This window comes from Thermanaerosceptrum fracticalcis (assembly GCF_000746025.2).
Lineage (GTDB): Bacteria > Bacillota > Peptococcia > DRI-13 > DRI-13 > Thermanaerosceptrum > Thermanaerosceptrum fracticalcis.
Genome location: NZ_CP045798.1, coordinates 2,626,525 through 2,639,744, shown reverse-complemented (window position 1 = coordinate 2,639,744; position 13,220 = coordinate 2,626,525). Strand labels below are relative to the sequence as shown.

Sequence of the window (13,220 nt, the reverse complement as noted above, 5' to 3'; positions counted from 1 at the left end):
GAGTGTTATGAACTTACTGAAAAAAAAGGATGTTTTAATTGGGATTTTTTTTCTATTAATAAGTGTATTAATTTACTCTTATTCCCTACAATTCGAAAAAGTAGGACATGAATATGCTAAGATTGGAACTGGTTTCGCCCCGGAAATTCTTTCAGTAGTCCTTGGTTTATTAAGTTTATCACTTGTTTACAAGGGGATCAAAGGCACAACTACAATTGATTTCAAGATTGATTTTTTAAAACCAGAAAACATAAGGTTACTAACTACAATAATTTTATGTTTTATTTACATTATTGCATTAGGATCAGTGGGATTTAGGATTAGTACATTGTTATTTCTGATAGTGCTAATGCTATTATTCAAAGTTAAAAATATTATTAAGATTTTAGCTGTTTCATCAACAGTTACCTTTACTATATTTTGGATTTTTTCAAAAATTTTAAGGGTACCGCTCCCATAAAAATTTTCGAGGAGGGGATGGGTTTGATTGAAAATGTTAACACTATAATTTCGTTGGTATTTACAGTAGAAAATATTCTTATGACTTTTTTAGGTGTACTTGGGGGAATAATAATTGGTGCTCTCCCAGGCTTGACGGGAACGATGGCTGTTGCCTTATTAGTACCATTTACCTTTGGGATGGACTCAACAAGTGCTATTAGTATGCTTTTAGGTGTATATTGTGGTTCAACTTATGGAGGATCTATTGCAGCAATATTAGTTAAAATACCCGGTACGGCCGCAGCCATTATGACTACTTGTGATGGTTATCCAATGGCCCAAAGGGGCGAAGCAGGTCGCGCTATTGGAATATCCACAGTAGCTTCTACGATCGGTGGAATATTGAGCATATTTGTTTTATTATTTGCAGCTCCTCAACTAGCCAAGATTGCTATAGATTTTGGGAGTCCAGAATATTTTGCATTAGCAGTCTTTGGATTAAGTGTAATTGCTAGTGTCTCCGATGGTTCTCTTATAAAAGGGTTAATGAGTGCAGTTATTGGAATTCTAATTTCCCTTATAGGTTTTGATGGTATAACAGGTACTCCTCGTTTCACTTTTGGCTTTGATCAGTTAAATGGTGGTATTGCTTTTATTCCACTAATGATTGGCTTATATGGAATGTCTGAATTATTATCCCAAGTTGGAACAATAACAGAAAAACGACCTGCTATACAAATAATTAGTCACATATTACCTTCTTTAAAAGACATAAAACGAATCCTAAAAACTACTCTAAAGGGTACAGGAATAGGTGTATTAATCGGGGCATTACCCGGAGCAGGAGCTACAATAGCCGCTATTTTATCTTATAGTGAGGCAAAAAGAAGTTCTAAAATTCCTGAAAGCTTTGGTACTGGTATCCCGGAGGGTATTGCGGCGCCTGAATCCGCAAATAATGCGGTAACAGGTGGAGCGCTTATTCCAATGTTAACACTTGGTATTCCTGGCGATGGTGTAACAGCAATTTTGATTGGCGCATTTATGTTACATAATTTGACCCCAGGCCCCTTACTTATAACACAACAACCTACATTAATAGGTTCGCTTTTTGTCACGTTACTTATAGCAAATATTTTCATGCTAATTATTGGATTATTTGGAGCTAGAGTTTTTGCTAAACTAATTAGTATGTCACCAACCATATTAGTTCCAATTTTATTTGTTTTTAGTTTTATTGGTTCATATGCTGTTAACCTAAATTTACTTGATATTAAAGTCGTATTGGTGCTTGGCTTAATGGGATTTGTACTTCAAAAATTAGAATTTCCCATTGGACCAGTAGTATTGGGATTTATTCTTGGACCTATAGCTGAAGTACATTTAAGACAGGCGTTAATGCTATCTCAATTGGATGTATCTATTTTATTTTCTACAACTATTACAAAAATAATCTGGATATTAACTATAATTTCTTTATTCTCAAAGCAAATGATAAGATTAATTAATGTTATTATTAATAAAACTAAATTAGAAAATACTTCATTAAATAATAGTTAAAAGGAATGATTTAAATGGGTGAATTTATATTAGTTAATCACGAAAAATTAAAAGAATTTTGTAATATTGTTTTTATTCACATTGGTATTGAAAAGGAAAAAGCGGAAATTATTTCGGATTTATTAGTTGTTTCTGATTTAAGGGGTGTTGCCTCTCATGGAGTAATGAGATTGCCTGTATATGCTAAAAAAGCATTAAGAGGATCTATTAATCCGAAAGCTTCTCTTATCAAGCTTTCCGAATTAAGTTCAGTAATTCTTTATGATGGTGAGAACGGTTTTGGACAAATAAACTCAATACTGGCTATGAGGGAATGCGTAAAAAAATCAGAAAATACTGGAGCCTGTTTTTCGGTTATTAAAAACAGTAATAATTTTGGCGCAGCGGGTCTAGTTGCTTTAGAAGCTGCAAGACATGGAAAAATTGGTATAGTCTTTTCAAATGCATCACCTACTATGGTACCTTTTGGAGGGAGCACTCCATTATTAGGTACTAACCCCATTGCTATTGCCATTCCAACTATGAAGCTATTTCCTATAGTTTTAGATATGGCTACCAGCGCCGTAGCAAGAGATAAAATAAAAGTTTATGCTGTAATGAATAAAGAAATTCCTATTGGTTGGGCTTTGGATAAAGAGGGTAAAAATACTACAGACCCTAAGGCCGCGTGGGAAGGTTTTATGCTTCCTATGGCTGGAGCGAAAGGATATGGATTAGCTGTGATGGTTGATATATTAACTGGTGTATTAAGTGGAGGGGCCATGGGGCATGAAATCAAAAAAATATATGATGAAAGTGGACAGGGTGTAAGCCATTTTTTAGGGGCGATTAATATTGAGCCATTTATTCCTTATGTAGATTTTCAAGACCGGTTATTAAAATACTACGAATATATAAAATCCTCGCCACCTGCTGATGGTTTTGAAAAGGTATACTTACCTGGTGAACTTGAATATGAAATAGAAAAGAAAAGAGTACTTGAAGGAGTGCCGATTCCATATTCGGTTATGCAAGAAATTAAGGATTTGTCAAAGGAGTTAGGCATAGAAACTGATTTTTTTAATAACAGTAGTTATGCAGTTTCAGGATAATAATTCCAACTCCATAACTTCAGTTCCAAAAATTGAGGCCAAAATTTATCAATAACCCTTGAAAAACGCTGTGTTGCCGTGTCAAAATAGACTTGGATCTGCTGGTCACAACAGTTGATCCTGCAACTGGCGTTGAAAAAGTACCCTATCACTTCGCAGAGAGAGGGGTCTTGTTCAGCGCCTTCTTTATTACACTCCCAGGTTGCGTAGCAAAGAAGGGTCTTCGCCGTGAACAAGAGCTCTACATGGGCAAAATGAGCTGGTTCAGACTGGGCGTAGCACGATGTTAAGCCAAGATTCTGCTTAACTGTGCGGTAAAAAACCTCTATTTTCCACCGCTTGGTATAAGCACTGGTCGCTTCTTCCGGCACATCGACACGATTGCTGATCAGAAGATACACATCCTTGAAGGTTGTCGGTAGTTCTTCCTCCGGAAGAATGACACTTTCGGTTGCCTGTTTCTCATAAGTTGCGGCAATGGCTGCGATGGGTAAAAAGCGCTGCCGGGTAATAGGTTTTCCGTTTTTAGTCAAGGTTTCATAAGGCACCTGTCTCGTAAGGCACCTTGAGGTAAATGTTCGGGATACTGAGGACAGAGCCTTTGCCAAGGGCCCGAATCCTGGGATAGACATCTTTTAGTAACTGCTTTGGATTAAGCTTAATGTAATGTTCCTTATGTAACACAGGGTCGTAGATTTTCCGATACAGAATCGTGTTGCCTTTGGCCTTGGTAACCCAGTCAAAACCCTGAGCCATAAGCCAGAGTAGGAACTTTTTGCACAGAAACCAGCGATCCATGGCGACCCAGAGTCTGGCGTTGTTCAGTTGACGTACCTCCGAGAGCATCTCTCTGGCAAGGTCGAGCTTAGTCTGTTTTTCATTCTCCCGGTCGGTTTTAACCCCAAAGCGCCATAACATGGGATATTCCAGCCCATTTTTTAAAACAGCAAGTGTCGATTCAAGGTTCATACACCAGACATGGCGTTTTTCAGAACTGTCAAAGAGCCAGCAGAGAAAGGGGATTTTTTTCCCGTGAGGAACCAGGCCACAGGTGTAAGCAAAAGCCAGAAGCCATGCTGAAATCCCAGAGTGTTTACGGATTCCTGATTGTGAAAATAAAAGGGACAGATCAAACAAATCCCAGATTGTCTTGAGTACCGTCACACCGTCACCCCGGCACCTCGACCGTGATCTTTTTTCTCGAAAGTCGGTTTACAAAGTTCTTTCATCAAGATCACCTATATCGCTAGAGTGATGGTAAAAAACACCATCCCTTGCGATTATGGGGGCTTTCCAAAAATGTCAAGGCCTTTTTCGAAAATCAGGGTCTTTTAAAAAATATTTTTGGAGCTATTATCTACCATATATTTCCAACAACTGCGTAACTCTTGTTAGGTTAATAAAAAAATAAAAAAATTTAAATCATAAAAGAGGAATTTGCCATAAGATGGAGAATACAACATGCAGAATGCGGCATGCTGCAAGGACCATGCTATAGATTATAAATAAGGAGGTATAGCGTGAAAACATTCTCGACAAGCGTCGAAGACCCCTGAGCTTAAAAAAGGGTATAGCAAACAAGCCCTAACGGAAGCAGAGCGCAGAAAGATTAAGCAGGCAGCGTGATATGTTCGGGGTTTACGATACCATGGGCAACCAAGAGTTTAGCAGCTTGCCTCAAAGCTTTCTCCTTTTGCTTATTGCGAAGCTCCACCGGCATATCAACATGGTAGAGGTCACAAGGATTGAAGACTTCACCTGATTGGAGCATATGATAAGTGGCTGTAAGTATCATTCTGGCAATGGCGATTATGGCTCGTTTCTTCCCTCGGCGCTTGGATATCCGCTCATATTTGATACGGTAGTAAGCGGAAGAATTCGATTTTACAGCGGCATGGGCTGCTTGCACGAGCGTGGGCTTGAGATAAACCCCGGCCCTCGTAATGCGAACGGACTTCTTTTTGCCTGCGGATTGATTGTTGCCGGGCGTTAGTCCCCCCCAGCAGCATAAGCGTTTCGAGGATGAGAACTGAGACATATCCGTACCAATTTCGGAGAGGATCGTAATGGCTATGTTACGGTCAACTCCGGGAATGGTACACAGTAGGGCAATGGCGCTTTCCAAGGGTGCAGCCAACCGGGCGATGGTTTGGTCGAGGTCGGCAATGAGCTGCTCCACGAAATCCAAGTGTTTGCGGACGAAACGGATGCGTGTCTTCTGTTCCGCAGACATTTGAAAACCCTCAATAGATTCGATGACCTCGTCGGCTTTCTTCTTCAAGGAGCGTTGCAGCAAGGAAACGCAATGTTTTGGATCGAAAGAATCCGAGTTTACAAGGTAGTCCGTGATGGAAGAGGCAGATTTGCCAAACATGTCGGAAACGACAGCATCAAGGGCGACATTGCAAACGGTGAAAGCGTTCTGAAAGCGGTTCTTTTCGCTGGATTTACAGGAAACGAGCTTGAAGCGGTATCGCGTATACTCCCGCAAAATGCGGATGTTCTTGGACGGGATAAAGCTACCGGGAACCAGACCGAGGCGAAAAAGATCGCCGATCCACTTGGAATCCTTGACATCATCCTTGTTGCCCTTAACAGCAGCAACCCACTTGGGGTTGGCGACGGTAACCCGGATGCTGTCCTCCAGCAAATTGTATATGGGAACATAATACTTCCCGGTGCTCTCCATGCAAACGTCAAAGCAGTTGTTGTCAATCAGCCACTGCTTAAACGCCAGAATGGATTTGTTAAAGGTAGAAAAACGCTTTTTTTTGTAACTCGGAACGATACCCTGCGTTGTGATGAGCGTAGCGACGAGAAATGTCTTGTGTACATCGACGCCACAACAGATGGGATAAACGATTCTCAGAATTCTCCCTCCTTGCAATGAAATTGTGAGGGAGAAGACAGTGACTGGATCGCCGCACATTTAACGCTGAGTTAAAACAATGATTAGCGTGCGGCCTCATGGCACCACTTATTTGTGCTTGTAAGGCGATCCTTACACTGGTTTTTATACTGATTTAAGCCAAGAGGCAGTCTGCAACTCGCCTCACCGTGCTTTGTAGTGTGCCTTCTCCTCAGACAGATTGTACTGTAATCAGGGTGGGTGTGCACCTGTTTTCATTACTATTTGTGTCGCCCGCACCGGCGGCGCGAGATGGAGGTTTTTATGAAAATCGTGAACGTGGAAGCCGTTACCCTGGTGGTGCCTATGAAGAATCCTATTAAGGCACCTATTAGTATTCCCTACGCAGATGAGTTAGAAAAAGTAGTATTTAAAGAGTATCGTACTACCTTAGTAAAAATATCGACGGATGAAGGTATTACGGGCTATGGAGAGTGTATGGTTAGGCTCTCTCCCACATCTACAAGAGATATTGTGGAATACATAAAACCTTTACTTATTGGCAAAGACCCTATGGACACTGAATTAATATGGGAATTGATGTTTGGTACGATGATGAACAGGGGGCATTATCAAGGATTTTATATCGAAGCCATAAGTGGCATTGACGTAGCATTGTGGGATATTAAAGGAAAAACGCTAAGTCTTCCACTGTACAAATTGATTGGTGGGAACAGTAATCCCAAAATTTGGGCTTATGCATCTTCCATTAGATTTAGAGGTATGGAAACCATGTTGGAAACAGCCCAGAAATTTGTTGATCAGGGCTTTACTGCAATGAAAATTAAAATAGGTCAGGGTTATAAAACGGATGTGATGGCAGTTGCAGCAGTGAGAGAGCATGTTGGAGATGATATAACACTTATGGTTGATGCCAACTGCGGATATGATGTCAAAACTGCATTAAAGATCGGTAAAGAGTTGGAAAAGTACAACATTAGATGGTTCGAAGAGCCGATCTCACCGGCTGACTATGAAGGTTATAGGATGTTGTCAGACTCCCTGGATATTCCTATTGCTGCTGGTGAGGCGCATTTCCTCAGATATGGACTGAAAGAATTAATTGTGAGAGGCAAGGTCGACATTATTCAGCCGAATGTTTGTAGAGCCGGTGGGGTAACGGAGTGTCTAAAAATCCATGGTCTTAGTAGTTCTTTCAATGTACCTTATTTAGTTCATACAGGTAGTTCGTCTGCAGTATGTATAGCAGTATCCTTACATTTGGCAGCTGCATTTAAGGATTGCTTTATTTTTGAACATATGCAAAGCGACTGGTCTAAAGATCAAAGGAATCCACTGAGGTGGGATTTAACTCCGCTGCCCATCAAGTCATTTGAAAATGGTTATATTGAATTGGACAACAAACCTGGGATAGGATTGGAAATTAACGAGGACATAATTGAAAAATATAGAGTATAAGGGGTTGACGTTCTTGTTTACAGTAGATAATGGTTTTAGTTTTGATGCTCGATTGAATATAAGGTTTAAAGCCGGTATAGTAAAAAACATAGGAAAAGAATTATCTGCAATGGGTATTAAAAATGTTTTAATTGTAACAGACCCCGGTGTTTTAAAAGTAAAATTACATGAAAATTTAGTAACAACGTTAAATCAAGAAAACATCAAATTTGAAGTTTTTTCTGAAGTTGAACCAAACCCTAGAGATACAACTTGTGAAAAAGCTGCTGAATTTGCTAAAGAGCTTAACGTAGATGCTGTTATTGGTATTGGAGGAGGTAGTTCTTTAGATACAGCCAAATGTGTTGGGTTCTTAATGACCAATCCTGGCCGGGTCAAAGACTATGACGGAAGCGGTAAAGTAAAGAACGAACCAATACCAATCATTGCAATACCTACTACTGCCGGCACAGGTAGTGAAGTTACCGCTAACGCCGCAATTACAGATACAGAGAAACATATTAAGATGTCAGTTCGATCGCCTAAAATAATTCCCCATTTGGCCGTTCTCGACCCGGAATTATTGAAAACATTACCCCAGCATATTGCTGCGTTTAGTGCTATGGATGCATTAATACACGCAATCGAGAGTTTTCTTTCCAGAAGAGCAACTGCATTTAGTGACTACTTTAACTTAAAAGCCATTGAATTGTTAAGTAAGTATATCAGGCCATTCTATGCTGAACCTTCAAATACTGAAGCTGCGGGAAACATGTTAATAGGGAGCATGCTTGCGGGACTTGGGATCAGTAATACCGGGACTGGTAATGCCCATGCTTTAGGAAGAGTTTTGGGTGGAAGTTATGATATGGCGCACGGTCTTGCTTGCTCGGTAGTTTTTCCATATGTCTTGAAATTCAATGCTATGGCACAACCTCAGAAGTTTGTAGAAATTGCTAGGGCTATGGATTTAAAAACTGAAGGATTAAATGAGAAGGAAATAGGGCAAAAGGTTGTTCGGGAAATATATGAATTGCTAAGGGAACTAAACATACCTGTTAAACTTAGTGAACTTAACGTTACAAAAGAGAGCTTTAATGACATGGTTAAGGTTGCAATTACTAATGTTGCCCCAAATCCGCGTAAAACAACGGAAGTAGATCTGGTCTCTATACTAGAAGAAGCTTTTTAAAACGGGGATACCGTAAATAAAGTTACAAATGTAATAGTCTGCTTTTAAATAACATAGCTAAATTTACTACAATTATGTAGTTATACTGAGGGAACGAAAAGGAGTTGAGATACTCAATGGCTCAAAATAAAATTTTACAGGGAAATGAGGCTTGCGCTGAAGCTGCTCTATTAGCGGGTTGTAGATTTTTTGCGGGCTATCCTATAACCCCTTCAACGGAGATAGCTGAAATAATGGCAAATGAACTTCCCAAAGTCGGTGGGGTATTCATACAAATGGAAGATGAAATTGCCTCAGCAATGGCACTAGTTGGTGCGTCTTGGGGAGGCTCCAAACCTATGACAGCTACCAGTGGGCCAGGAATATGTTTAATGACGGAAAGCTTGGGTTGCGCAGTTGTAATGGAAACTCCCTGTGTATTTGTGAACGTAATGCGTTGTGGCCCAAGTTCAGGTGCAGCAACGGCACCTTCGCAGGGAGATGTGTTTCAGGCAAAATACGGATCAAACGGTGATTATTCTATCATTGCCCTAGCCCCATCTAATGCACAGGAAATGTTTGATTTGACAATTAGGGCATTTAATTTAGCAGAAAAATATCGTACGCCTGTATTTATTTTAACCGATGAAGTAGTGGCTCACACCAGAGAACGTGTGGTTATACCAGCTAAAGAAGAAATTGAATTGGTTGAGAGAAAAAAGCCTGACTGTCCTCCCGAAGCGTTCGTGATTTATAAACCGGATGCTAACGGTGTTCCAATGGCAATGCCGGCCTTTAATGAGGGTTACAAATTAAGTATTTTATCAACGCCCCATGATGAAAATGGTTTTAAAGTAATTGATGTTAGCAATAGTAGAAATGCAAAAATTGCGTCTGACCTGAATAATAGGTTAATTGATAAAATCGAAAAGAATGTTGATGATATAGCGGAGTTGGAAGAAACCTTTATTGACGATGCGGAAATAATTGTTATTTCTTACGGTTCTGTTGCAAGGGCTAGTTTAAATGCCGTCAAAACTGCCAGAGAAAAGGGATATAAAGTTGGAAACGTAAAACTGAAAACTTTATGGCCATTTCCTCAGGAAAGAATTAAAAAATACTTAATGCAAGCGAAAAGAGTAATAGTTCCGGAGATGAATGCGGGACAGGTTGTACTTGAGATTGAGAGAGTTAACCAGGGGTATTGTCAGGTTGTATCTTTACCTAAGCTCGGTGGACAGTACCATAATCCTTCCGAAATTCTTAGTATAATAATGGGTGGTGAATAAGTTATGCATACTCTAGCAAAAAAACTATTTAGAACTGATTTGTTTCCATTTATGTTTTGTCCTGGTTGTGGGGATGGTATCATCCTACAAATGACAGCTAGAGCTATAGATGAGTTGGGCATTATTGATGATGTTGCAACGGTTGGCGCAATTGGTTGCAGCAGTTGGATAGGTTCGTACTTAAATGTGGATTTTATCAAAGTGCTGCACGGCAGAGCATTGCCTGTTGCAACCGGACTTAAACTTACCAATCCATCACGAAAAGTTATAGTTTTTATGGGTGACGGAGATGCTTTAGCAATTGGTGGTAACCACTTTATGCATGCAGCCCGGCGTAATATAGATTTAACAGTAATTTTAGTCAATAATGAGATTTACGGGATGACAGGGGGACAAGTTGCACCCACGACTCCAGTAGGAGCAACAACTATGACCTCCCCTTATGGAAACATAGAACAAAAGATTGATGCCTGTGATTTAGCCAAGGCTTCCGGAGCAACATATGTTTCACGCTGGACAGTTGCTCAGCCACGACAGTTATTAAGGGCGATTAAAAAGGGAATTGAACATCCTGGTTTTGCATTAATTGATGCTATCAGCTTATGTCCTACCCAGGCGGGAAGGTATATAAGAGGCACCGGTGATCCGGTTAAGCTTATGAATAATCTAAAGAGTAATTGTATTTCCATTAATGATGCTGCTAACCTTACTGAAGAAGAAAAGCAAGGCAAATACATTATCGGTGATTTTTATGAAACAAGAAAACCTGAATTTGCTCAACAAATATATGATAAAATTAAGAATCTTCAAACGAAGTAGGTCTTTTTCTGTAACTGAGGAGGTGGTAGTGTGTCGAAAAATATAAAAATATATGAGAATCTATGTAAGGGCTGTAGGCTTTGTATAGATGTGTGCCCCAAAAAAGTTTTACAAATATCTACTAAAAGGGGTAAGCAGGGTTATTTAATTCCTGAGGTAACTAATAACGACAGTTGTACTATGTGCAGGCAGTGTGAATATACTTGTCCGGATATGGCTATAGAGGTTATGGGATAAAGGAGAGAATGTTCAGATGAGAAAAGAGATTGTAGCGGCAGGATTTGGAGGCCAGGGCATAGTGTTTATGGGTATTATAGCAGCGACCGCTGCAGGGATTTATGATGACAAGGAGGTCGCCCAATCCCAATCTTACGGCCCATCTGCAAGAGGAGGAGCATGTCGCACGGAAGTTATATTAAGTGATGAAAAAATAGATTATGGAAAATCTATAAAGCCTGATGTTATGGTGCTTATGTCTCAGCCTGCTAAAGAAAAGTATCTGGGAGAATTAGAAGATGAAAATACTATTTTAATTATTGATAGTTCTTTAGTAGAAAATGTTTCGGAAAAATTCAAGAATGTTTATAAAATACCAGCTACAGATATAGCAGAAAAAGAACTTGGGAATGTTGCAGCAGCCAACATGGTTATCCTGGGGGCTGTAAGTTCAATAACAAATCTTATTAGCCTGGATGGTATTAAATCTGCTGTCAGACAAAAATTAGAAAATAAACAAAAAGTGTTGGAACTAAATTTAACAGCAATTGATAAGGGATACCAGTATGGAAAAAATATTTTACATGGAAGTGATTGTTTGAATGGATAAATTAATACGTGTAAATATGAAAAGCGAAAACATAAATATTGAAAATCTCCCTGAAAAATATAGCCTTTTGGCGGGAAGAACTTTTACATCTAGATTCATTTACTAGGATTATATGTTTATAAAGAAAGAGCAAAAACAAAGTTTTAACAAAAACATTGTCGCATATATTCATCCTTAAACACTGCTTAATGACCAATTCCAGCTAAGCCAGGTGACTGTCAAGGGTCCACGAAGTGGAGGCGTAGCCTTTACCCTTGACTGGCAACTGGCGAGCTGGACAATCTATGCGGCGGTGTTCGGGTTACTCTAACTGAGGAATTTTACACATAATTTTGGACTTGATCTATGTACCTCAACTTACACTCTTCCTACCTAATTTATTTTATGGTAATTAACCAAAGGATTTCTGAGAAAAGAATTTGTTTGCATAAAGGAGTGATTACTTTTGGCTCCACCATTAGAAGGTATAAAAGTTCTGGATTTATCACTATTTGTACCAGGACCATTTAGTACTATGATGTTAGCTGATTTTGGTGCTGAAGTAATAAAAATTGAGCAACCTGATCAAGGAGATTTTAATAGAGACTTACCCCCCTTATTAAACGGCGTAGGGTACAGGCATCTGATATTAAATCGCAACAAAAAAAGCATGACTCTGAATTTAAAAAGTGAAGAAGGGAAAAAGGTTTTTTACAGATTAGTAAGAACGGCAGATGTGATAATTGAAAATTGTCGTCCAGGAGTAACCAGTCGTTTAGGTATAGATTATAACACAGTAAAAGAAATTAACCCTCAAATAGTTTACTGTTCAATTACGGGTTTTGGACAAACAGGACCAAATAGAATGGTACCTGCTCAAGACCTAAATATTATGGCTTATTCAGGTGTACTTAGTCTAACTGGTAAGCAAAACGGAAGCCCCTTTATTCCAGGTATGCAAATTGCGGATATGGCAAGTGCCATGATGGCCGTGAATGGAATTCTTTTGGCTCTTTATAGCAGACAAAAAACAGGTTTAGGACAATACATTGATATCTCGATGCTAGATTCTGTTATCTCTATGTTACCTAGTGATACCAGTTTTTACCTTGGCTCCGGCAAGGTTCCGCTGCGTGGCGAAACCCGACTGACTGGGACACTTCCCAATTATAACATATATAAAACAAAAGACGATCGCTATTTAGCTGTTGCAGCGCTTAATAAGAATTTTTGGGTAAACCTTTGTAATTTGATTGGACACCCCGAAATAGCAAATGACTTAAATATTGAAGAGAAGAATCAAGTAGTATTTGATATTTTACGAGGTGCATTTGCAAAGAAAACGCTTAGTGAATGGCTTACTTTATTTAAAGATTCTGATACATGTGTAAGCCCTGTCAACAACATTGATGAAGTACTAACTGATCCCCAGATAATTGAAAGACAAATGTTAATAGATATGGATGATGAAAAAAGTGGCAACTACAAACAAATAGGAAATCCAATCAAACTTTCGGGTACGCCATTTAAGTTATATAATAGGGCACCGGAATTAGGAGAGAATACAATTGAAGTATTAAGGGAATGTGGATATGACGAAGACGAGATCTTGAATCTTAAAAATAACGGAGTAATTTAACTCATTCTGGGATGTGGAGTATTCTGTAAATATATATTTGGAACTTCAGATTGATAATAATGTTTATGTAATAATAATTCCCGGTGTCAGGAGGTAAGA

Annotated in this window: 13 protein-coding genes; 10 read left to right on the top strand and 3 right to left on the bottom strand. The window is 39.2% G+C overall.

Translation table 11 applies throughout. The features are described from left to right. Positions 1-7 precede the first annotated feature (7 nt). From BR63_RS13405 to BR63_RS13395, 3 genes are read left to right on the top strand one after another with little or no spacing between them, the layout of a single operon-like run. Entirely contained in the window at positions 8-460 is a 453-nt protein-coding gene (locus tag BR63_RS13405; RefSeq protein ID WP_034424076.1) for a tripartite tricarboxylate transporter TctB family protein, read from the top strand. A gap of 23 nt (positions 461-483) precedes the next feature. Further along, positions 484-2,001: a tripartite tricarboxylate transporter permease gene (locus BR63_RS13400; protein WP_207724726.1), complete on the top strand. Its 1,518-nt coding sequence runs from the start codon at positions 484-486 to the stop codon at positions 1,999-2,001. 14 nt (positions 2,002-2,015) lie between these two features. Next, positions 2,016-3,092, top strand: coding sequence for an Ldh family oxidoreductase (locus tag BR63_RS13395; RefSeq protein ID WP_034424074.1), 1,077 nt, complete (start codon positions 2,016-2,018; stop codon positions 3,090-3,092). Here the strand turns inward: BR63_RS13395 and BR63_RS19590 are convergent. The 3 genes from BR63_RS19590 to BR63_RS13385 form a co-directional block, all read right to left on the bottom strand. After that, positions 3,074-3,625 carry a transposase gene (locus BR63_RS19590; RefSeq protein ID WP_243269989.1) on the bottom strand — a complete coding sequence of 184 codons (552 nt, stop codon included), beginning with the start codon at positions 3,623-3,625 and terminating at the stop codon, positions 3,074-3,076. The two genes, BR63_RS13395 and BR63_RS19590, sit on opposite strands and share 19 nt — an antisense overlap. Positions 3,626-3,629: 4 nt before the next feature. Continuing rightward, entirely contained in the window at positions 3,630-4,256 is a 627-nt protein-coding gene (locus BR63_RS19585; protein WP_243269988.1) for a hypothetical protein, read from the bottom strand. 445 nt (positions 4,257-4,701) lie between these two features. Beyond that, on the bottom strand, positions 4,702-5,961 hold the full coding sequence (locus BR63_RS13385) for an IS110 family RNA-guided transposase (protein ID WP_187142874.1): 1,260 nt from the start codon (positions 5,959-5,961) through the stop codon (positions 4,702-4,704). Positions 5,962-6,264: 303 nt separating this feature from the next. Here BR63_RS13385 and BR63_RS13380 point away from each other — a divergent pair, with 303 nt between their 5' ends. The 7 genes from BR63_RS13380 to BR63_RS13350 all read left to right on the top strand — a co-directional run bounded on the left by BR63_RS13380 (position 6,265) and on the right by BR63_RS13350 (position 13,121). Further along, positions 6,265-7,419, top strand: a complete 1,155-nt coding sequence (locus tag BR63_RS13380) for a mandelate racemase/muconate lactonizing enzyme family protein (RefSeq protein WP_051966226.1) — start codon at positions 6,265-6,267, stop codon at positions 7,417-7,419. 13 nt (positions 7,420-7,432) lie between these two features. Then, a complete protein-coding gene (locus BR63_RS13375) occupies positions 7,433-8,590 on the top strand; it encodes an iron-containing alcohol dehydrogenase (protein ID WP_161781904.1) in 1,158 nt (385 codons plus the stop codon). A gap of 116 nt (positions 8,591-8,706) precedes the next feature. Beyond that, positions 8,707-9,858 (top strand): 2-oxoacid:acceptor oxidoreductase subunit alpha, encoded by a 1,152-nt coding sequence (locus BR63_RS13370; RefSeq protein WP_034425458.1) that lies wholly within the window; start codon positions 8,707-8,709, stop codon positions 9,856-9,858. 3 nt (positions 9,859-9,861) lie between these two features. Beyond that, on the top strand, positions 9,862-10,677 hold the full coding sequence (locus BR63_RS13365; RefSeq protein ID WP_034425456.1) for a thiamine pyrophosphate-dependent enzyme: 816 nt from the start codon (positions 9,862-9,864) through the stop codon (positions 10,675-10,677). Positions 10,678-10,707: 30 nt separating this feature from the next. Further along, on the top strand, positions 10,708-10,914 hold the full coding sequence (locus BR63_RS20015) for a 4Fe-4S binding protein (RefSeq protein ID WP_207724725.1): 207 nt from the start codon (positions 10,708-10,710) through the stop codon (positions 10,912-10,914). Between the two features lie 16 nt (positions 10,915-10,930). Continuing rightward, the gene (locus BR63_RS13355; RefSeq protein WP_034425455.1) at positions 10,931-11,503 is read left to right on the top strand and encodes a 2-oxoacid:acceptor oxidoreductase family protein; all 573 of its coding nucleotides are present in this window, start codon (positions 10,931-10,933) and stop codon (positions 11,501-11,503) included. Positions 11,504-11,948: 445 nt separating this feature from the next. Further along, positions 11,949-13,121 carry a CaiB/BaiF CoA transferase family protein gene (locus tag BR63_RS13350; RefSeq protein WP_034425453.1) on the top strand — a complete coding sequence of 391 codons (1,173 nt, stop codon included), beginning with the start codon at positions 11,949-11,951 and terminating at the stop codon, positions 13,119-13,121. Positions 13,122-13,220 lie beyond the last annotated feature (99 nt).

Coding starts and splice junctions, on each gene's coding strand:
- BR63_RS13405 (WP_034424076.1), top strand. CDS start 8: ATGAACTTACTGAAAAAAAAGGATGTTTTAATTGGGATTTTTTTTCTA.
- BR63_RS13395 (WP_034424074.1), top strand. CDS start 2,016: ATGGGTGAATTTATATTAGTTAATCACGAAAAATTAAAAGAATTTTGT.
- BR63_RS13380 (WP_051966226.1), top strand. CDS start 6,265: ATGAAAATCGTGAACGTGGAAGCCGTTACCCTGGTGGTGCCTATGAAG.
- BR63_RS13370 (WP_034425458.1), top strand. CDS start 8,707: ATGGCTCAAAATAAAATTTTACAGGGAAATGAGGCTTGCGCTGAAGCT.
- BR63_RS13365 (WP_034425456.1), top strand. CDS start 9,862: ATGCATACTCTAGCAAAAAAACTATTTAGAACTGATTTGTTTCCATTT.
- BR63_RS13355 (WP_034425455.1), top strand. CDS start 10,931: ATGAGAAAAGAGATTGTAGCGGCAGGATTTGGAGGCCAGGGCATAGTG.